Here is a 17,457-nt window from a genome sequence, read left to right as displayed (position 1 = left end):
CGAAGCGTGAGTGACGAGAACTCGGTCATCTGTTCCGCCAAGGGCTGCCGGGACGCGGCGGTGTGGGTGCTGGCCTGGAACAACCCGAAGATCCACACGCCGGAGCGGCGCAAGACGTGGCTCGCCTGCGACGGGCATCGCGAACATCTGTCGCAGTTCCTGGGCGTGCGCGGGTTCCTGAAGGACGTCGTGACGCTCGAGCAGTGGGAGCGGCAGGAGGGCTGAGCTTCGTCGCCCTGCCCCTCGTCATCGCCGCCGGTCAGCCGCCGATCGCCGACATCGGGCGGTCCGGCTGGACGAAGCCCGGGTCGTCCAGGCCCGCGCCCGCCTTCTTGCCCCACATCGCGAGGCGCCAGATGCGGGCGACCTCCTCGTCGGGGGCGCCGGAGCGCAGGGCGGCCCGCAGGTCGGTCTCCTCGGTGGCGAAGAGGCAGGTGCGGACCTGGCCGTCGGCGGTGAGCCGGGTGCGGTCGCAGGCGGAGCAGAACGGGCGGGTGACGGAGGCGATGACGCCCACGCGGTGCGGGCCGCCGTCGACCAGCCAGCGCTCGGCCGGGGCGGAGCCGCGGGCCTCGTCGCCCTCGGGAGTCAGCTCGAAGCGGGTGCGCAGCGAGGTGAGGATGTCGCCCGCGGTGATCATGCCCTCGCGCTTCCAGCCGTGCTGGGCGTCCAGGGGCATCTGCTCGATGAACCGCAGTTCGTAGTCGTGTTCGACGGCCCAGGCGAGGAGGTCGGGGGCCTCGTCCTCGTTGAGCCCGGGCATCAGCACGGAGTTGACCTTGACCGGGGTGAGGCCGGCCTCACGGGCGGCTTCCAGGCCTTCGAGGACGTCCTTGTGCCGGTCGCGGCGGGTGAGGGTCTTGAAGACGTCGGGGCGCAGGGTGTCCAGCGAGACGTTGACCCGGTCCAGGCCGGCGGACTTGAGGGCGGCCGCGGTGCGCCTGAGGCCGATGCCGTTCGTCGTCAGGGACATCTGGGGGCGGGGCCGCAGGGCCGCGACGCGCTCGACGATGCCGACGAGGCCGGGGCGCAGCAGCGGTTCGCCGCCGGTGAAGCGGACTTCCTCGATGCCGAGGGAGGTGACCGCGATGTCGATGAGGCGGACGATCTCGTCGTCCGTGAGCAGGTCCGGCTTGGCCAGCCACTGCAGGCCCTCTTCGGGCATGCAGTAGGTGCAGCGCAGATTGCACCGGTCGGTGAGCGAGACCCGCAGGTCGGTGGCCACCCGGCCGTAGGTGTCGATGAGCACGTGGGCCCCCTCCCTCGTCGCGGAGCACGGCGGAACACGCAGCGAGTACGCACTGTCCGCCACCCACGAGCGTACGTGACCGCACCGACAACGACAGTGCCCGATCCCACGACGTAAGACACGGCCGCGTCGTAGGTCCCTACGACGCGGCCGTGCGGGGTGGGCTCAGTGAGCGCCGGTGCCGGTGAGGGAGCGGACCTCCAGCTCGGCGTACTTGCCCTTGTCCGGCTCTTCCTTCGACATCAGGGTGCCGATGACGCCCAGCAGGAAGCCGACCGGGATCGAGATGATGCCGGGGTTCTCCAGCGGGAACCAGTGGAAGTCGACGTCGGGGAACATCGAGGTGGGCTTGCCGGAGACGACCGGCGAGAACAGCACCAGGCCGACCGCGGTGACCAGACCGCCGTAGATCGACCACAGGGCGCCCTGGGTGGTGAAGCGCTTCCAGAACAGGCTGTAGAGGATGGTCGGCAGGTTGGCGGAGGCGGCGACCGCGAAGGCCAGGGCGACCAGGCCGGCCACGTTCAGGTCGCGGGCGAGGGCGCCGAGCACGATGGAGACCGCGCCGATGCCGACGGTGGCCCAGCGGGCGGCGCTGATCTCCTGCTTCTCGGAGGCCTGCCCCTTCTTGATGACGTTGGCGTAGATGTCGTGCGCGAACGACGAGGACGAGGCCAGGGTGAGGCCGGCGACGACCGCGAGGATGGTGGCGAAGGCGACCGCCGAGATGGTGGCGAGCAGGATGGCGCCCCAGGTGGAGTCGACGCCGCCCAGGTGCAGGGCGAGCAGCGGGGCGGCGGTGTTGCCCGCCTTGTTGGAGCTGGTGATCTCCTCGGGGCTGATCAGCGCGGCGGCGCCGAAGCCGAGCGCGAGGGTCATCAGGTAGAAGGCGCCGATCAGGCCGATCGCCCAGATCACGGACTTGCGGGCGGCCTGGGCGGTGGGGACGGTGTAGAAGCGGATCAGGATGTGCGGCAGGCCGGCCGTGCCCAGGACGAGGGCGATGCCGAGGGAGATGAAGTCCAGCTTGCTGGTGCCGGTGGCGCCGTACTTGAGGCCGGGCTCCAGGAAGGCCGCGCCGTGGCCGCTCTTGTCGGCGGCGGTGCCGAGCAGGTCGGAGATGTTGAAGTCGAACTTCAGCAGTACCAGGAAGGTCAGCAGCAGGGCGCCCGCGATGAGCAGCACGGCCTTGACCATCTGCACCCAGGTGGTGCCCTTCATGCCGCCGATGCTGACGTAGACGATCATAAGGATGCCGACCAGGGCGACGATGGCGATCTTGCCGCCGTCGCTGGTGATGCCGAGCAGCAGCGACACCAGGACGCCCGCACCCGCCATCTGGGCCAGCAGGTAGAAGATCGACACGACGATGGTGGAGGTGCCGGCCGCGGTGCGCACCGGGCGCTGGCGCATCCGGTAGGCGAGGACGTCGCCCATGGTGTAGCGGCCGGAGTTGCGCAGCGGTTCGGCGACCAGCAGCAGGGCGACGAGCCAGGCGACGAGGAAGCCGATGGAGTACAGGAAGCCGTCGTAGCCGAAGAGGGCGATGGCGCCGGCGATGCCGAGGAAGGATGCGGCGGACATGTAGTCGCCGGAGACGGCGAGGCCGTTCTGGAAGCCGGTGAACTGGCGTCCGCCGGCGTAGAAGTCGGCGGCGTCCTTGGTCTGCCGGCCGGCCCAGATGGTGATGACCAGGGTGGCGACGACGAAGACGCCGAAGAGGCTGATGATCAGCCCGCGGTGCTCGCTGGCCTCGCCGGCGGCCAGGGTGATGGCTGCGGTGTTCATTCGGCGGCCTCCATACGGGACTTGATGACCTCGGCCTTGGGGTCGAGCTTGGCGGCGGCGTGCCGGGCGTACCACCAGGCGATGAGGAACGTGGTGAGGAACTGGGCGAGGCCGAGGGCGAGGGCCACGTTGATGTTGCCGAACAACTTGGTGCCCATGAAGCCGCCCGCGTAGTTGGAGAGCAGCACGTACAGCAGGTACCAGGCGATGAAGCCGACGGTCAGCGGAAAGGCGAAGGAGCGGTAGGAGCGGCGCAGTTCAACGAACTCCGCGCTCTCCTGCACCCGGGCGAACTCCTCGGTGGACGGGAGCCGGTGTTCGGTCTTCGAAGGGGGCGGTGCGTCGGTGGCCACGGAGTCTCCTCGCGGTGCGGGCAATGACAAGGGTGATCTGGATCACATGAGCCGGGCGGCGATGGTAGTGGCCCCCGGCGTGATCCGACAGGGGGCTCGCACGTGCCCGGCCCTCTGCTCAACGTCACGGCGCGTCCGAGGAACCGGTTCAACCGTGCCGGGCGTAAATCTGAGAAGTCATCGCGGTAACTCATTGCTGGTCAGCGAGTGGGGGAGATAGCGTCCCCCTGCACCATCGTCATGCACCTGCCCGAGCACCACCTTGTGTCTCGGGCCGGTTTCGTTTTCCGGATGATGTGGAGACCCCATGGCTCATCTGCGCTCCAGACGCCGACTCGCCCTCGCGGTGCCGGTCGTGCTGTCGCTGACCGCCTCGCTCGGCTTCCTGCCCGCGACCGCCACGGCCGCGCCGCAACTGGACGCCGCGACGCAGGCGGCGGACGCGCCCGAGCTGGCGTACGTCGTGAACACCAAGGTGAACAAGGGCACGATCGCGGCGGTGAAGAAGGCGGTCACCGCCGCCGGCGGCACCATCGTCACGACGTACGAGAAGATCGGTGTGATCGTCGTGCACTCGGCGAACCCCGACTTCGCCAAGCAGATACGCACCGTCCGCGGAGTGCAGTCGGCGGGTGCCACGCGCACCGCGCCGCTGACCCCCGCGGGCACGACCGACGAGGGCGCCGTCGACTACCTGACGGCCGCGGAGGCCGCGAAGGTGAAGGCCGCCTCGGCGGCCACCCCGGGCGCGGAGCCCCTCGAGGCCGACCAGTGGGACCTGCGGGTGATCGGCGCCGACAAGGCCGCCCAGATCAACCCGGGCAGCAAGAAGGTGACCGTCGCCGTCATCGACACCGGCGTGGACGACACCCACCCGGACCTCGCCCCGAACTTCTCCAGGTCGCAGTCCGCGAACTGCGCGGGCGGTGTCGCGGACACCAGCGAGGGCGCCTGGCGGCCGTACACCGAGGCGGACTACCACGGCACGCACGTGGCCGGTGAGATCGCCGCCGCCCGCAACGGCGTCGGCGTGGCCGGTGTCGCGCCCGGCGTGAAGGTCGCCGGCATCCAGGTGACCGACCCCAAGAACGGCCTCTTCTACGCGGAGAGCGTCGTCTGCGCGTTCGTGTTCGCCGCCGACCACGGCGTCGAGATCACGAACAACAGCTACTACGTCGACCCGTGGCTGTACAACTGCATGGACGACCCCGACCAGCGGGCCATCGTCGACGCGGTCAACCGGGCCCAGCTGTACGCGCAGAAGAAGGGCACGCTGCACCTGGCGTCCGCGGGCAACTCCAACCACGACCTCGACGCGGACGCGATCCTCGACGACTCCAGCCCGAACGACACGACGCCGGTCGAGCGCACCATCGACCCGCACGAGTGCTACGACGTGCCGACCCAGCTGCCGGGCATCGTCACGGTCAGCGCGACGGGCGTGAACCACCTCAAGTCGTACTACTCGTCGTACGGCAACGGTGTGGTGGACGTGGCCGCGCCGGGCGGTGACCGGCTCTACCAGATCCCGGACACGCCGTCGAAGAACGGCCGCATCCTGTCCACGATGCCGAACAACCAGTACGGCTTCCTCCAGGGCACCTCGATGGCCTCGCCGCACGCGGCGGGCGTCGCCGCGCTGCTGAAGTCGGAGTACCCGTACGCCACTCCGGCTCAGCTCCAGGCGCTGCTGAAGGCCCAGGCGGACAACCCGGGCTGCCCCGAGTCGTACGACCAGAACGGCGACGGCACGCAGGACGCGGTGTGCGAGGGCGGCAAGCGCGTCAACGGGTTCTACGGCTTCGGGATCGTCGACGCGCTGGACGCGGTGGACTGACGGTTCGGTCGAGAGCCCCGTACTGATGCCGGGCCGCGTGGGGATGTCTCCCGCGCGGCCCGGCATAGTTCATCCATGAGGAACATCGCTTACGCCTGGTCCGCCGTCGGCGGCGATCCCGCATTGGCCGGCCGGGTCACGGTGACGCCTCGGCACGGCGCGCTCGCCGCCCGCCTCCCGGTCCGGGAGGCGGCCCGGGCCTGCGTCGCCGCGTGCGCGCTGGCCGCCGCCGAACTCGCGGCGCGCCGTGCCGGGCTCGCGCGGGTGCCCGGCGTGCGGGTGGACGACGGGGCCGTGGCCACCGCGTGCACCAGCGAGCGGCACCTGCTGGTCGACGGGCGCGCGCCGGTCGCCTTCGCGCCGCTGTCCCGGTTCTGGCGCACGGCGGACGGCTGGGTGCGGACCCATGCCAACTACCCGCACCACCGGCAGCGGTTGCTGTCCGCGCTGCGGGCCGGGGAGGCCGCCGGGGAGCGTGAGGTGGAGGCGGCGATGGCGGAGCGGACGGCCGTGGAGGTCGAGGAGGCCGTGTACGCCGCCGGCGGTCTCGCCGTCGCCGTACGGACCTTCGAGGAGTGGGCCCGGCACCCGCAGGCGGTTGCCGTGGCGGGCCGGCCGCTGGTGGAGCACGAACGGCTCGACACCGCACCCGCGCGCGTGCTCACCGCCCTGCCCGCCGAGGGCACTCCCCTGCTGCCGGCCGCGGGACTGCGCGTGCTGGACCTGTCCCGGGTCATCGCCGGACCGGTGGCCACCCGCACCCTCTCCCTGCTCGGCGCGGACGTGCTGCGGGTGGACCCGCCGGGGTTGCCCGAGCTGCCCGACCAGCACACCGACACGGGCTTCGGCAAGCGGTCCGCCACCCTGGACCTCGCGGCCGACCGGCGCGCCTTCGAGGAGCTGCTCGCCACGGCGGACGTCGTCGTCACCGGCTACCGGCCGGGCGCGCTGGACCGGTTCGGGCTCGGTGCCGAGGAGCTGGTCGAGCGGCGGCCCGGGCTGGTGGTGGCCCAGTTGTCGGCGTGGGGGGCGTACGGACCGTGGGGCGGGCGGCGCGGTTTCGACAGCCTGGTGCAGGCCGCCACCGGCATCGCGGTCGCCGAAGGCACACCGCAGCGCCCCGGAGCGCTGCCCGCCCAGGTCCTCGACCACGGCTCGGGTCATCTGCTCGCGGCGGCGGTGCTGCGGGCGCTGACGGAGCAGTCGGACGACGGCTGCGGACGGGTGGTCCGGGTGGCACTGGCGCGTACGGCGCGGTGGCTGACGGAGGAGGTCGCCGCGGACACCGGCACCGCCGGGGACGAGTACGCCGGCGCGGGCCCCTGGCTCGCCGAACGGGACAGCCGGCTCGGCCGGCTCCGGTACGCCCGGCCGCCGGTCGGCTTCGACGGCGGACCGGCCGACTGGGCGCGGCCACCGAGGCCCTGGGGGGCGGACGCGGCATGCTGGGCATGAGCGAACCGACAGCACGGGAGCATGTGGTGACCTTGATGCGACCGACCCCCGAGACCGCCGACGCGCGCGGCCGGGCGCGGCACGCCCGCCGGAGCGGCGGGACGGGAAGTACCGGTGTCGGCGGGGCCGTCGCCGTGCTGGTCCTGGTGACGCTGGGAGCGCTGATCCCGCTGCTCGGGCCGTCCGCCGCGCTGCACGGCACCGGAGAGTCCGCGGCGCCCGGGGTCGGCGGCATCGGTCTGCTGCGCACGGTGCTCTTCGCGGCGCTGAGCGTCCCGCTGGGCGAGCTGTTCGTGCACCGGCTGGCCCGTGCCGTCCCCGGCGCCCCGGCCGAACGGCCGCACAGCTGGGCGGCGTGGGCGGCCGGCGCCGGGTTCCTCGCCGCGCTGGGGCTGGCCTCGGTGGTGGCGACCGGCAACCTGGTGCCGGACTCCCCCGGTCAGATCGACGTGGGCGGCCTGTACGCCTCGCGGGACGGCAAGCTCGCCCTGCTGGAGGTCAACGCGTTCGCGCTGGCGGGCCTGTGCGCCCTGTCGCGCAGACCGGGCACGCAGGTGTGGCCGCTGGCCGCGGTGGCGGTCGCGGAGGCGCTGCGCGCGCACCCGACGACCGAGCACAGCCCGCTGCTGGGCTCGGGGCTGACGCTGGTCCACGTGGTGTGCGCGTCACTGTGGGCGGGCGGTCTGCTGTACGCGCTGCGCACGCTGCGCCGGTGGGGCGCGGGAGGGGCGGGGGCGGCGCTGCTCGGCCGCTACGCGCGCGTGGCGGCCGTCCTGCTCGCCGCGCTCACCGCGACGGGCCTGGTGAGCACCCTGCGCCGGATGCCGCCGGGGACGGTGCTGGAGCAGCTGACGACGACGGCGTACGGGCGCGCCCTGCTCGCCAAGGTGCTCCTCGTCGCCGTCGTCGCCGCGCTGGCGCTGTGGGCGCGGCTCCGGCTGTCCCGCGCGGCCGACCCGCTGACCGCCTGCGCGCCCGCGCGCGCGGAGGTGGCGGTGCTGGCGCTGGTGGTCGCGGTGTCCGGGCTGCTCACCGCGCTTCCCGTGCCGATCCGCTGGTGACGGTCAGGTCGTCACCAGCACCTCGGGGACGGTGCGCTGGTCCATCGCCCGGAAGCCATCGGGGACGCCCTCCGGGGCGAGGGTCATGTCGAAGACGGGGACCGGTGGCGCTCAGGGGGTGGTCGAGCGCACCTCCCCGTACGGCCGTGCGACCGGAGGGTGCGCGTCGAGCGCCTTGAGCGCGCCGCTGACGAGCAGGACCTGCGCGGCGATATAGGTGAGCATGATCCACAGGTCGGGGCGCGGCGGCTGGGGCCAGTCGGCGACCCCGGTGGCGATGAGGGTGTCGGAGAGCATGAAGAGCGCGCCGCCGATCCCCGCGGTGCGGCCGAACCGGGTCCCCGCGCGGTACGCCATGACCGTGAGCAGCAGGCTGTAGCCGGCGACGGGCAGGCGCAGACCGGCGGGCAGATCCGGCCAGAGCGCGGCGACGGTGTTCACCAGCAGGACGCTGTAGCAGGCGAGGAGGAAGGCCTGGTGGGCGTACGGACGGCCGTACCTCGTGAACAGCACCAGGTAGCAGACGTGTCCGGCGGCGAACGAGGCCATCCCGGCGAGGAAGGCGGGCTCCGCGCCGGACAGCAGCAGCACGTCCCCGCCCCAGCCGCACAGCAGCGCCGCGAGCAGCAGCCGGGGGGCTCCGCGCAGCGCGGCGTAGGCGGCCAGCAGGGGCATCAGAAGGGGCTTGGCGGCCAGGTGCCCGGGGTCGTAGCCGGCCGCGAGGGAGCCGAGGTCGACGAGGGCCGCGAGGAGGAAGGCGGCCAGGAGGGGGCGGCGGAGTCTCATGCGACCACGGTCTCGTCGGCCGTCTCGGCCTTCGAGTCCGCCTCCTTCCCCTTTTCCGCCGTCCTGGCCTGTATCTCCGTTTCCGCCCGCATCTTCGTTTCCGCCCGAGTCTCCGTCTCCTCCCGCGTCTTCGCCGCCGGTGCGGCGGGCTGCCAGCCCGGACCGCGGAACACGCGGCCCGCCCGCTCGCGCCAACCGGAGGCGGCCCGCAGGTCCTTGGCGAGGGAGACGTACTCGTGGGTGGCGACCTTCAGCGGGTTGTACGTCTCGATGTTCTTCGTCAGTCCGTAGACGGGCCGCTCGGTCTCGGGGGTGAAGGAGCCGAAGAGGCGGTCCCAGACGATGAGGATGCCGCCGAAGTTGCGGTCGAGGTAGCCGCCCTGCGAGGCGTGGTGGACCCGGTGGTGGGACGGCGTGTTGAAGACGAACTCGAACCAGCGGGGCATCTTGTCGATCCGCTCGGTGTGGATCCAGAACTGGTAGACGAGGTTCGCGGAGGAGCAGAAGGCGAGCGCGGCCGGGTGCACTCCGGCGGCGATCAGGGGGACGTAGAAGGGCCAGACGGTCAGCGAGGTCCAGGGCTGGCGCAGCGCGGTGGTGAGGTTGAACTTCCGGCTGGAGTGGTGGACCACGTGGCAGGCCCACAGGATGCGGATGACGTGGTGGCCGCGGTGCGACCAGTAGTAGAAGAAGTCCTGTGCGAGAAGCATCAGGGCGACGGTCCACCACAGCACGGGCACGCGCAGCGGGGTGAGTTCGTAGAGGGCCGTGTAGATGGCGACGATCGGGAACTTCCAGAGGAAGTCGAAGAGGAGACTGCCGAGCCCCATGGTCAGGCTCGTCGCGGCGTCCTTCGTCTCGTACCCGGCCTGTTCCTCGTCGGGATGGAGCCGGACGCTGATCATCTCGAGGATCGTGAGCAGCGCGAAGGCGGGTATCGACCACACCACGACATTGGGGAGGTTCGGCATTCCTGCACCGTAGGACCGCCGTACGGCCCGGTCCAGAGGTTGTTACCGATAAGTATTACCGGCGGTAAGCGCTTGTTTGTTGGCGATCTCCGCCAATGCCCGCGCGCGCATGGGGCAACAACGCCGCGGGAGGGGCCTCGTGAGGGCCTTTCACCCGCGCTGTCAGTCCCGGCCCGTATCCTCAGGGACCATGCTCGAAGACCACATGCCCGCAGTGTCCGCCGCCACGACGTGGCCGGCCGCGTATCCGAACGGATACGCGGTCGTTGACGTGGAGACCACCGGCCTGGCCCGGGACGACCGGATCATCTCCGCGGCCGTCTACCGCCTGGACGCGCGCGGCGAGGTCGAGGACCACTGGTACACGCTGGTCAACCCGGAGCGCGATCCGGGCCCGGTGTGGATCCACGGCCTCACGAGCGAGGCGCTGGAGGGGGCGCCCCTCTTCGCGGACGTAGCCGAGGAGTTCGCGGCCCGGCTGGCGGACCGGGTGCTGGTCGCGCACAACGCCGTCTTCGACTGGCAGATGATCGCCCGGGAGTACGCGCGGACGCGCCGTGAGGCACCGGTCCGGCAGCGGCTGTGCACCATCGCGCTGTCCAAGGCGCTCGATCTGCCGCTGCCCAACCACAAGCTGGAGTCGCTGGCCGCGCACTTCGGAGTGGTGCAGCGCCGGGCGCACCACGCGCTGGACGACGCGCGCGTGCTGGCCGAGGCCTTCCGGCCGAGCCTGCACGCCGCCGCCCAGGGGGGCGTGCGGCTACCGCTGCACGAGTGCCTGCCGCTGACCGAGTGGGCCGACCGGCCCGTGCCGCGCATCGGGCAGCAGGCGGGCGGCCGGGGCGGTCACGGCGGCAGCGGCTACGGCGGCTACCGGGCGACGAGTTGGCGCCCGTCCCGGAAGCGGCCCGCGTGCCCCTATCCCAACCCCGGCCGGTACGAAGAGGGCAAAAGGCTCAAGCAGGGCATGCGGGTCGCCTTCTCCGGAGACACCTCGGTGGAGCGGGAGCTGCTGGAGGACCGGGCGGTCGAGGCGGGGCTGCATGTCGCGACCAGCCTGTCCCGGCTGACCAGCCTGCTCGTCACGAACGACCCGGAGTCGGGCACGTCCAAGGTGCTGAAGGCGCGGCAGTACGGCACGCCGGTGGTCGACGAGGCCGCGTTCGGCCAGCTGCTGGGAGATGTGGAACCGGCGTCGGAGCAGTGACCGTACGGACGGGTGATTGCCGCGCGACTCGCCCGCCGCCCGCTCGCCCGCGCGGCGGCGACGGCCCACCCTGTGGCGCATGGCGACATGTGAAGTTTGCGGCAATAACTACGGAATGACCTTCGAGGTGCACGCGCAGGGCGCGGTGCACGTCTTCGACTGCTTCTCCTGCGCGATCCACCGCATGGCCCCGATCTGCGAGCACTGCCGGGTGCAGATCATCGGCCAGGGCGTCGAGGTCGAGGGCCACTGGTACTGCGGCGCCCACTGCGCCCGCGCGGAGGGAAAGGCAGGCATCGTCGACCGCGTCTGACCCCGGCCCCCGGCCACCCCTGCCGACGGCACCCCACGGCCCAAGATGTACCGTCGTGGGGTGTACCGCTTCCTGTTGTCCCGGCAGTGGGTGATCCTCACCCTTGTCGCCCTCGCTCTCATCCCGACGATGATCGAGCTGGGCTTCTGGCAGCTGCACCGGCACGAGCACAAGGTCGCCCTGAACAAGGTGATCGCCGACTCGCTGGCGGCGAAGCCGGTGCCGGCCGAGTCGCTGACCGCGCCCGGCGCCGAGGTGAAGGACGCGGACCTGTACCGCCGGGTGACGGCGAAGGGCCGCTTCGACACCGCCCACGAGGTCGTCGTACGGCGCCGCACCAACGCGGACGACCAGATCGGCTTCCACGTCCTGACCCCGTTCGTGCTCCCCGACGGCAAGGTCCTGATGGTCAACCGGGGCTGGATCCCCGCGGACGGGCCGAGCCAGACCGTGTTCCCGAAGATCCCGCCGCCGCCGCGCGGCGAGGTCACCGTCACCGGCCGGCTGATGGCCGACCAGACGACGGCCGCGAGCGGCATCAAGGACAAGACGGGGCTGCCGGACCGCCAGATCATGCTGATCAACAGCCGGCAGGAGGCGGAGCGGCTCGGCAGGCAGGTCCTCGGCGGATACATCGACATGACCGAGCCGCGCCCCCGGGGCGACACCCCGCAGCTGATCCCGGCCCCCGACCACGACGACATCGGCCCGCACATGGCGTACGCCGTCCAGTGGTGGCTGTTCGCCGGAGCCGTCCCGGTCGGCTGGGTGGTCCTGGCCCGCCGGGAGGCCCGCGACCGGGCTGCCGCGGAGGAGAGGGAGAAGGACGACGAGTCGTCCGAGCCCGAACCGGCCCCGGTGTAGCCCACAGGCTTCGCCGCCGTCCCGTCTCACCCGGCCCGGCCCCGATTGGCCCCGGGTCCGCCGGGAACCCGCACCCCGTGCACCCCCGTATCGAGGACTACGCGCTCATCGGCGACGAACAGACCGCCGCTCTCGTCGGCCGCGACGGCTCCGTCGACTGGCTCTGCCTGCCCCGCTTCGACTCGGCCGCCTGCTTCGCCAAGCTGCTCGGCGGTGAGGAGAACGGCCACTGGCGGCTGGCCCCCGAAGGCGTCGAGGGCCCCTGTACCCGCCGCGCCTACCGCACCGGCACCCTGGTGCTGGACACCGAGTGGGAGACCCCGCAGGGAGCGGTCCGGGTCACCGACCTGATGCCGCAGCGAGACCGCGCCCCCGACCTCGTCCGCGTGGTGGAGGGCCTGCGCGGCAGCGTGACCATGCGCGGCACCCTGCGGCTGCGATTCGACTACGGCTCGATCGTGCCGTGGGTGCGCCGCTCCGACGGCCACCGGGTGGCCGTCGCGGGCCCGGACTCGGTCTGGCTGCGCAGCGTCGGCGCGGTGCACACCTGGGGCGAGGACCAGTCCACCCACTCCGAGTTCACCGTGCGGGAGGGCGAGCGGGTCGCGTTCGTGCTCACCTGGCACCCCTCCCACGAGCCGCGCCCGCCGCTGGTCGACCCGTTCGCCGCCCTGGAGTCGAGCGTCGCCGACTGGCGGGCCTGGTCGTCCCGCTGCCGCTACGACGGACCGTACCGCGACGAGGTGCTGCGCTCCCTGATCACCCTCAAGGCGCTCACCTACTCCCCCACCGGCGGCATCGTCGCCGCCCCCACCACCTCCCTGCCCGAGGAGATCGGCGGGGTGCGCAACTGGGACTACCGCTACTGCTGGCTGCGCGACTCCACCCTCACTCTCGGCGCCCTGCTCGCGGCGGGCTACCGGGAGGAGGCCGAGGCGTGGCGTGAGTGGCTGCTGCGCGCGGTCGCGGGCGACCCGGCGGACCTGCAGATCATGTACGGCGTCGCGGGCGAGCGGCGGCTGCCCGAGATGGAGCTGCCGTGGCTGCCGGGGTTCGCCGACTCGCGGCCGGTGCGGATCGGCAACGCGGCCGTCAAACAGGTGCAGCTCGACGTGTACGGCGAGGTGATGGACACCCTGTCGCTGGCCCGGAGCGCGGGCATGCCGCTGCTGCCTGAGGCGTGGGCGATCCAGCGGGCCCTGCTGGACTTCCTGTGCCATGCCTGGCGTGAACCGGACGAGGGGCTGTGGGAGGTGCGCGGCGGGCGCCGGCACTTCGTCCACTCCAAGGTGATGGTGTGGGTGGCCGCGGACCGCGCGGTGCGGGCGCTGGAGCGCTACCCCCAGCTGGACGGGGACCGGGAGGCCTGGGAGGCGCTGCGCGACGAGGTGCACCGCGAGGTGTGCGAGCGCGGTTTCGATCCCGCGCGGAACACGTTCACGCAGTCCTACGGGTCGCGGGAACTGGACGCCGCCCTGCTGCTGATCCCGCGCGTCGGCTTTCTGCCGCCGGACGATCCGCGGGTGCTGGGCACCATCGAGGCGGTCCGCGCGGAGCTGAGCCACGACGGTTTCCTGCGCCGCTACTCCACCGACCGGGCGGCCGTGGACGGGCTGCCCGGCGACGAGGGCACCTTCCTGGTGTGCTCGTTCTGGCTGGCCGACGCCCTGCACCTGACGGGCCGCACGGACGAGGCCCGCAAGCTGTTCGAACGGCTGCTGGAGCTCGCCAACGACGTGGGGCTGCTCTCCGAGGAGTACGACCCCTCGACCGGCCGCCGGCTCGGCAACTTCCCGCAGGCGTTCAGTCACATCGGGCTGGTGAACACCGCCTTCGCACTGTTCGGCGAGGAGCGGGCAGGATAGGGCCATGGATCTTGGACTGAAGGACCGGGTGTACGTCGTGACCGGGGCCACGCGCGGCCTCGGCAACGCCACCGCGCGCGAGCTGGCCGCCGACGGGGCGAAGGTGGTCATCACCGGGCGGGACGGGAAGACCGTCGCCGACGCGGCGGCTGCGCTGGGGCCGGACGTGGTGGGCGTGGCCGTGGACAACGCCGATCCGGAGGCGCCGGCCCGGCTGATCGCCACCGCGCGGGAGCGGTTCGGGCGGTTCGACGGCATCCTCGTCAGCGTCGGCGGGCCCCCCGCCGGGTTCGTGGCCGACAACTCCGACGAGCAGTGGCAGGCGGCGTTCGAGTCGGTGTTCCTGGGCGCGGTGCGGCTGGCGCGGGCCGCGGCGGCGGAGCTGGACGAGGGCGGTGTCATCGGTTTCGTGCTGTCCGGTTCGGTGTACGAGCCGATCGCCGGGCTGACCATCTCCAACGGGCTGCGGCCCGGTCTGGCGGGCTTCGCCAAGTCGCTCTCGGACGAGCTGGGGCCGCGCGGCATCCGGGTCGTCGGGGTGCTGCCGGGCCGTATCGACACCGACCGGGTGCGCGAACTGGACTCGCTGTCCGCGGACCCGGAGGCGACCCGCACGGCGTCCGAGTCGCGGATTCCGCTGCGCCGGTACGGCAAGCCGGAGGAGTTCGGCCGCACGGCGGCGTTCCTGCTCTCCCCCGCCGCGTCCTACATGACCGGGGTCATGGTGCCGGTCGACGGCGGGGCACGGCACGGCTTCTGACGGGCGCGCGGGCTCACTCAGCTGACGCGTTCCGCGCGGTGCTTGACGCCCCGCAGCCGGACCTTCGCCGGGAGGGCGGCCACGCCCGCCGCCTCGCGGGCGTGGGTCAGGGCGTGGGCCGAGAGGTGCTGGAGGGTCGTTCCCGGGTCCGCGTGCGGCTCCAGCCGCAGCTGTACGCGGGCTCGGGGAGCGGTGCGCCGGCCGGTGAGGCGGACGTGGGCGCTGGTGACGCCGTCCAGGCCGGCCGCCTCCGCCTCCAGGACCTTCTCCAGGGCGCGGCCCCGCACCTGCGCGCCCTCGCCGTCGCCGGTGTCGACCAGGACCTCGGTCAGCCGGTGCCGGCGCAGGACCGCGACGAGCCACCACAGGGCGAGCAGCACCAGCACGGCGAGGGCGGCGAGCACGACGGGCCACCACCACCCGGCGTCCCGCCAGCGGGTGCGTTCGGCGTGGTCGAGCAGGACGTCGTGGCGGCCGTGGTGGATCCACCAGGAGGGCGCGGGCGCGCCCAGGCCGACGGCGAGGACGGAGCCGCCGAGGACGAGGAGGACCAGCCCGGCGAGGCCGAGCAGGACGCGATTGACGGTTCGTGTCATCGTCCTCATCCCTTCCGTTCCGATCGCCGGACGCGCACGGACAGCCGCGGCGGCCGGGCCAGGCCCAGCGCCGCGATCGCCTCGGCGAGCACCGCGTCGAGTTCGGCGCGTACGTCGTCCGGTTCGCGGAAGTGGGAGACCGCGCGGGCGACGGCCGTGCGACGGCCCACCGACACCCGCGCCGACTGCACCCCGGGGACCTCCATGGCCCGGTCCCGCAGCACCGTCGCGGCGGCCGGCCGGTCCAGGACGGCGCGGACGTCGGGATGGGTCCGCCGCATCGGCAGCAGGCCGCGCAGTCCCGGTGTGACGGCCAGGAGGACGAGCCAGAGGCCGAGGGCCGCGGCGACCCCGGCGCCGACGAGGACCCAGATGTCGTCCAGGGGCCGTTCGGCGAGCTGCCGGGCGAGTTCGCGGCGCCAGCGCATGACCGGCCGGTCGGCGCGGACCGCGGCGATGTCGTAGAGGAGGAGACCCGCCAGGGCGAGCAGGAGCACGGCGACGACCGCCGCGGGGACGCGGCGCGCGGACCAGAAGCGGTGCCCGCCGCCGTGTCCGCCGTCGGGCCCGGGCAGCGGACCGGGGCCGGCGGGCACGCCCGACCCGGCCGGACCGTCCTTCTCCAGGACCGGCAGGGGCCGTGTGAGGCGCTCGGAGTCCTGGGAGCCGTGGGGCTCGCTCATCGCGTCCTCCCGTGTGCCGCGCCGAATGCCGCCGGCAGGTGCAGCCGTTCCACCTGGACGGCGACCTCCGGCACTTCGAATCCCACCAACCCGCGCACGCGCTCCAGGACTTGGCGGCGCACCGCGCGGCACCGGGAGCCGATGTCGGCGGGGTACTCCAGCTCCAGGTGGACCCGGATCCGCGCGGTCTCGTGGTGGACCGCCACCGTCGCGTGCGGGGGCGACGCCCCGCTGGGCAGCGGGCCGGCCGCCTCGCGCGCCGCCTGGGCTGCGATCTTGGCGACGACCCGGTCGGCGATCCGCGTGGCGCCACGCTCCCCCGGCGGTACGACCGTCGGGGGACTGGAGAACGCACCGGCCCCCTCGCTCACCGCGGTCACCGCCGCCGGTCGTCACGCGAACGGAAGAGGTCGCCGAGGTCCAGGTCCCCCTCCAGGAACCTGCCGACGACGAACCCGATGGCGCCCAGGGCTGCCACCAGCAGGAAGGCACCGAAGCCGCCGAAGTATCCGGCGAAGCCCAGCGCCAACCCGGCGATCATGCCGACCACGGCCATGCTCATGCTGTGCTCCTACCCTGTGTCACTGGATCCGGGGTTCCGGCTGCTCCTCGTCCTCTTCGTCCGGGAGCTTGACGTCGCTGACCGCGATGTTGACCTCGACGACTTCGAGGCCGGTCATCCGCTCCACTGCGCCGATGACGTTCTCGCGCACATCGCGGGCGACGTCGGAGATCGAGACGCCGTAGTCGACGACGATCTCCAGGTCGAGTGCGGTCTGCCGTTCGCCGACCTCGGCCTTCACCCCGCGGGTCACGGATTTCGACCCGCCGGGCACCCGGTCGCGCACGGCGCCGAAGGTACGGCTGATGCCGCTGCCCATGGCGTGCACGCCCACGACGTCCCGGGCGGCCAGTCCGGCGATCTTCTCCACCACGCCGTCGGCGACGGTGGTCCGCCCCCGGGTGCCGGGGTCGCCGCCGCCGCGCCGAGGGGACTTGCGGGTCTGCACGGGCGACTCGTTCTCGCCTTCCGGAGTCTGCGTCCGGTTCCGGCCCGTCATATCGGTCATCCGTACGTTCCTCTCGGTTCGTCCTTCTTCGTCCACCGTAAGCGCGGTTGCTCGGTTGCGCGCCGGGAATGCGGCAGGCTGGAGGAATGACGGCGGACCGATGGACGCGGGCGGTGCGGGAACAGCTGGGGCTGGGCAGGATCCTGCCCCTGGGTGACGCGCGTGACGGCGCGTGGATCGCGGAGGGCGCGGCACAGACGGTGCTGCGGGATGCGGCGGACGAGGTGGCGGGCGTGCGGCTGGGGACGCTGCGGATCGGCCTGGCCGACCCGGAGCACACCTACGACCCGGCCGTACCGGCCCCGCCGAGCGCGCTGCCGCCGGGGCCACTGCGGCTGGCGGCGGAGTTCGCGGCCGCCGTGGCGCGGCCCCTGCCGGAGTCCGCGGCACGGCTGCGTACGGCGCTGGCGGCGGCCGCGGCGCGGCGCCTGGGGCTGCGGGTCGCGGAGGTCGATCTGCGCGTGACGGATCTGCTGGACGAGGAGCCCGAACGGGTGACCGTCCGGCCGCCCGAGCCACCGGACGCGCGGGAGGCCGCGGAGGGCGACGAGGCACACGCCGCGGACGTGGCGCGCACGGTGCCGGGGGACCCCCGGCAC

At 72.8% G+C, this 17,457-nt stretch carries 20 protein-coding genes and 1 pseudogene; 10 read left to right on the top strand and 11 right to left on the bottom strand.

The genetic code is table 11. From position 1 onward, the window contains the following. Positions 1-6: 6 nt before the first annotated feature. On the top strand, positions 7-225 hold the full coding sequence (locus CCN42_RS01515) for a hypothetical protein (protein WP_086732709.1): 219 nt from the start codon (positions 7-9) through the stop codon (positions 223-225). Positions 226-259: 34 nt separating this feature from the next. Here the strand turns inward: CCN42_RS01515 and moaA are convergent, their stop codons facing one another. From moaA to CCN42_RS01500, 3 genes are all read right to left on the bottom strand, one after another. Next, complete coding sequence (gene moaA / locus CCN42_RS01510) at positions 260-1,249, bottom strand: GTP 3',8-cyclase MoaA (RefSeq protein WP_245877096.1); 990 nt, start codon at positions 1,247-1,249, stop codon at positions 260-262. A 165-nt stretch (positions 1,250-1,414) separates the two neighbouring features. Continuing rightward, a complete protein-coding gene (locus tag CCN42_RS01505; RefSeq protein WP_086169378.1) occupies positions 1,415-3,037 on the bottom strand; it encodes a solute symporter family protein in 1,623 nt (540 codons plus the stop codon). Next, positions 3,034-3,390: a DUF485 domain-containing protein gene (locus CCN42_RS01500; RefSeq protein ID WP_086169379.1), complete on the bottom strand. Its 357-nt coding sequence runs from the start codon at positions 3,388-3,390 to the stop codon at positions 3,034-3,036. Before CCN42_RS01500 ends, CCN42_RS01505 begins: the two co-directional genes overlap by 4 nt. 307 nt (positions 3,391-3,697) lie before the next feature. Between CCN42_RS01500 and CCN42_RS01495 the strand changes: the two genes are divergently transcribed. The 3 genes from CCN42_RS01495 to CCN42_RS01485 all read left to right on the top strand — a co-directional run bounded on the left by CCN42_RS01495 (position 3,698) and on the right by CCN42_RS01485 (position 7,743). Further along, positions 3,698-5,227: a S8 family peptidase gene (locus CCN42_RS01495; RefSeq protein ID WP_086732708.1), complete on the top strand. Its 1,530-nt coding sequence runs from the start codon at positions 3,698-3,700 to the stop codon at positions 5,225-5,227. A gap of 75 nt (positions 5,228-5,302) precedes the next feature. Then, on the top strand, positions 5,303-6,682 hold the full coding sequence (locus CCN42_RS01490; protein ID WP_086732707.1) for a CoA transferase: 1,380 nt from the start codon (positions 5,303-5,305) through the stop codon (positions 6,680-6,682). 26 nt (positions 6,683-6,708) lie between these two features. After that, the gene (locus tag CCN42_RS01485) at positions 6,709-7,743 is read left to right on the top strand and encodes a CopD family protein (protein ID WP_422641163.1); all 1,035 of its coding nucleotides are present in this window, start codon (positions 6,709-6,711) and stop codon (positions 7,741-7,743) included. Between the two features lie 3 nt (positions 7,744-7,746). On the opposite strand, the pseudogene CCN42_RS44085 reads toward CCN42_RS01485, so the two are convergent. The 3 genes and pseudogenes from CCN42_RS44085 to CCN42_RS01475 all read right to left on the bottom strand — a co-directional run. Continuing rightward, positions 7,747-7,848: pseudogene (locus CCN42_RS44085) on the bottom strand (alcohol dehydrogenase); the annotation flags it as partial. A gap of 6 nt (positions 7,849-7,854) precedes the next feature. Beyond that, on the bottom strand, positions 7,855-8,529 hold the full coding sequence (locus tag CCN42_RS01480) for a lysoplasmalogenase (protein ID WP_086732705.1): 675 nt from the start codon (positions 8,527-8,529) through the stop codon (positions 7,855-7,857). Next, on the bottom strand, positions 8,526-9,500 hold the full coding sequence (locus CCN42_RS01475; RefSeq protein WP_086732704.1) for a sterol desaturase family protein: 975 nt from the start codon (positions 9,498-9,500) through the stop codon (positions 8,526-8,528). Before CCN42_RS01475 ends, CCN42_RS01480 begins: the two co-directional genes overlap by 4 nt. Before the next feature lie 190 nt (positions 9,501-9,690). Here CCN42_RS01475 and CCN42_RS01470 point away from each other — a divergent pair, with 190 nt between their 5' ends. The 5 genes from CCN42_RS01470 to CCN42_RS01450 all read left to right on the top strand — a co-directional run bounded on the left by CCN42_RS01470 (position 9,691) and on the right by CCN42_RS01450 (position 14,509). Continuing rightward, positions 9,691-10,707 carry a DEDDh family exonuclease gene (locus tag CCN42_RS01470; protein WP_086732703.1) on the top strand — a complete coding sequence of 339 codons (1,017 nt, stop codon included), beginning with the start codon at positions 9,691-9,693 and terminating at the stop codon, positions 10,705-10,707. 79 nt (positions 10,708-10,786) lie between these two features. Beyond that, a complete protein-coding gene (locus CCN42_RS01465) occupies positions 10,787-11,020 on the top strand; it encodes a hypothetical protein (RefSeq protein ID WP_078957636.1) in 234 nt (77 codons plus the stop codon). 60 nt (positions 11,021-11,080) lie between these two features. Then, entirely contained in the window at positions 11,081-11,884 is an 804-nt protein-coding gene (locus CCN42_RS01460; RefSeq protein WP_086732702.1) for an SURF1 family cytochrome oxidase biogenesis protein, read from the top strand. A gap of 77 nt (positions 11,885-11,961) precedes the next feature. Beyond that, a complete protein-coding gene (locus CCN42_RS01455) occupies positions 11,962-13,749 on the top strand; it encodes a glycoside hydrolase family 15 protein (protein WP_086732701.1) in 1,788 nt (595 codons plus the stop codon). 4 nt (positions 13,750-13,753) lie between these two features. Beyond that, positions 13,754-14,509, top strand: coding sequence for an SDR family oxidoreductase (locus CCN42_RS01450; protein ID WP_086732700.1), 756 nt, complete (start codon positions 13,754-13,756; stop codon positions 14,507-14,509). A gap of 17 nt (positions 14,510-14,526) precedes the next feature. On the opposite strand, the gene amaP is transcribed toward CCN42_RS01450, so the two are convergent. From amaP to CCN42_RS01425, 5 genes are read right to left on the bottom strand one after another with little or no spacing between them, the layout of a single operon-like run. Further along, the gene (amaP, locus tag CCN42_RS01445; protein WP_086732699.1) at positions 14,527-15,114 is read right to left on the bottom strand and encodes an alkaline shock response membrane anchor protein AmaP; all 588 of its coding nucleotides are present in this window, start codon (positions 15,112-15,114) and stop codon (positions 14,527-14,529) included. Then, on the bottom strand, positions 15,111-15,788 hold the full coding sequence (locus tag CCN42_RS01440) for a DUF6286 domain-containing protein (protein WP_086732698.1): 678 nt from the start codon (positions 15,786-15,788) through the stop codon (positions 15,111-15,113). Before CCN42_RS01440 ends, amaP begins: the two co-directional genes overlap by 4 nt. After that, positions 15,785-16,168: an Asp23/Gls24 family envelope stress response protein gene (locus CCN42_RS01435; protein WP_086732697.1), complete on the bottom strand. Its 384-nt coding sequence runs from the start codon at positions 16,166-16,168 to the stop codon at positions 15,785-15,787. Before CCN42_RS01435 ends, CCN42_RS01440 begins: the two co-directional genes overlap by 4 nt. After that, complete coding sequence (locus tag CCN42_RS01430; protein WP_086732696.1) at positions 16,165-16,350, bottom strand: hypothetical protein; 186 nt, start codon at positions 16,348-16,350, stop codon at positions 16,165-16,167. The genes CCN42_RS01435 and CCN42_RS01430 overlap by 4 nt, the downstream gene beginning before the upstream one ends. Positions 16,351-16,369: 19 nt before the next feature. Next, entirely contained in the window at positions 16,370-16,858 is a 489-nt protein-coding gene (locus CCN42_RS01425) for an Asp23/Gls24 family envelope stress response protein (protein ID WP_086732695.1), read from the bottom strand. An 86-nt stretch (positions 16,859-16,944) separates the two neighbouring features. Here CCN42_RS01425 and CCN42_RS01420 point away from each other — a divergent pair. After that, the coding region (locus CCN42_RS01420; protein WP_245877095.1) for a nucleopolyhedrovirus P10 family protein at positions 16,945-17,457 on the top strand (513 nt) is incomplete at its 3' end.

Origin of the sequence: Streptomyces glaucescens (assembly GCF_002154375.1) — a bacterium.
Lineage (GTDB): Bacteria > Actinomycetota > Actinomycetes > Streptomycetales > Streptomycetaceae > Streptomyces > Streptomyces glaucescens.
The sequence above is the reverse complement of the archived record's forward strand: the minus strand, read 5'-3'. Positions and strand labels throughout refer to the sequence as shown.

Excerpts from the sequence above, each read along its gene's own strand:
- CCN42_RS01465 (WP_078957636.1), top strand. The coding sequence starts at position 10,787 with ATGGCGACATGTGAAGTTTGCGGCAATAACTACGGAATGACCTTCGAG.
- CCN42_RS01480 (WP_086732705.1), bottom strand. The coding sequence starts at position 8,529 with ATGAGACTCCGCCGCCCCCTCCTGGCCGCCTTCCTCCTCGCGGCCCTC.
- CCN42_RS01470 (WP_086732703.1), top strand. The coding sequence starts at position 9,691 with ATGCTCGAAGACCACATGCCCGCAGTGTCCGCCGCCACGACGTGGCCG.
- CCN42_RS01430 (WP_086732696.1), bottom strand. The coding sequence starts at position 16,350 with ATGAGCATGGCCGTGGTCGGCATGATCGCCGGGTTGGCGCTGGGCTTC.
- amaP (WP_086732699.1), bottom strand. The coding sequence starts at position 15,114 with ATGAGGACGATGACACGAACCGTCAATCGCGTCCTGCTCGGCCTCGCC.
- CCN42_RS01505 (WP_086169378.1), bottom strand. The coding sequence starts at position 3,037 with ATGAACACCGCAGCCATCACCCTGGCCGCCGGCGAGGCCAGCGAGCAC.
- CCN42_RS01425 (WP_086732695.1), bottom strand. The coding sequence starts at position 16,858 with ATGACCGATATGACGGGCCGGAACCGGACGCAGACTCCGGAAGGCGAG.
- CCN42_RS01450 (WP_086732700.1), top strand. The coding sequence starts at position 13,754 with ATGGATCTTGGACTGAAGGACCGGGTGTACGTCGTGACCGGGGCCACG.
- CCN42_RS01440 (WP_086732698.1), bottom strand. The coding sequence starts at position 15,788 with ATGAGCGAGCCCCACGGCTCCCAGGACTCCGAGCGCCTCACACGGCCC.
- CCN42_RS01475 (WP_086732704.1), bottom strand. The coding sequence starts at position 9,500 with ATGCCGAACCTCCCCAATGTCGTGGTGTGGTCGATACCCGCCTTCGCG.
- CCN42_RS01490 (WP_086732707.1), top strand. The coding sequence starts at position 5,303 with ATGAGGAACATCGCTTACGCCTGGTCCGCCGTCGGCGGCGATCCCGCA.
- CCN42_RS01495 (WP_086732708.1), top strand. The coding sequence starts at position 3,698 with ATGGCTCATCTGCGCTCCAGACGCCGACTCGCCCTCGCGGTGCCGGTC.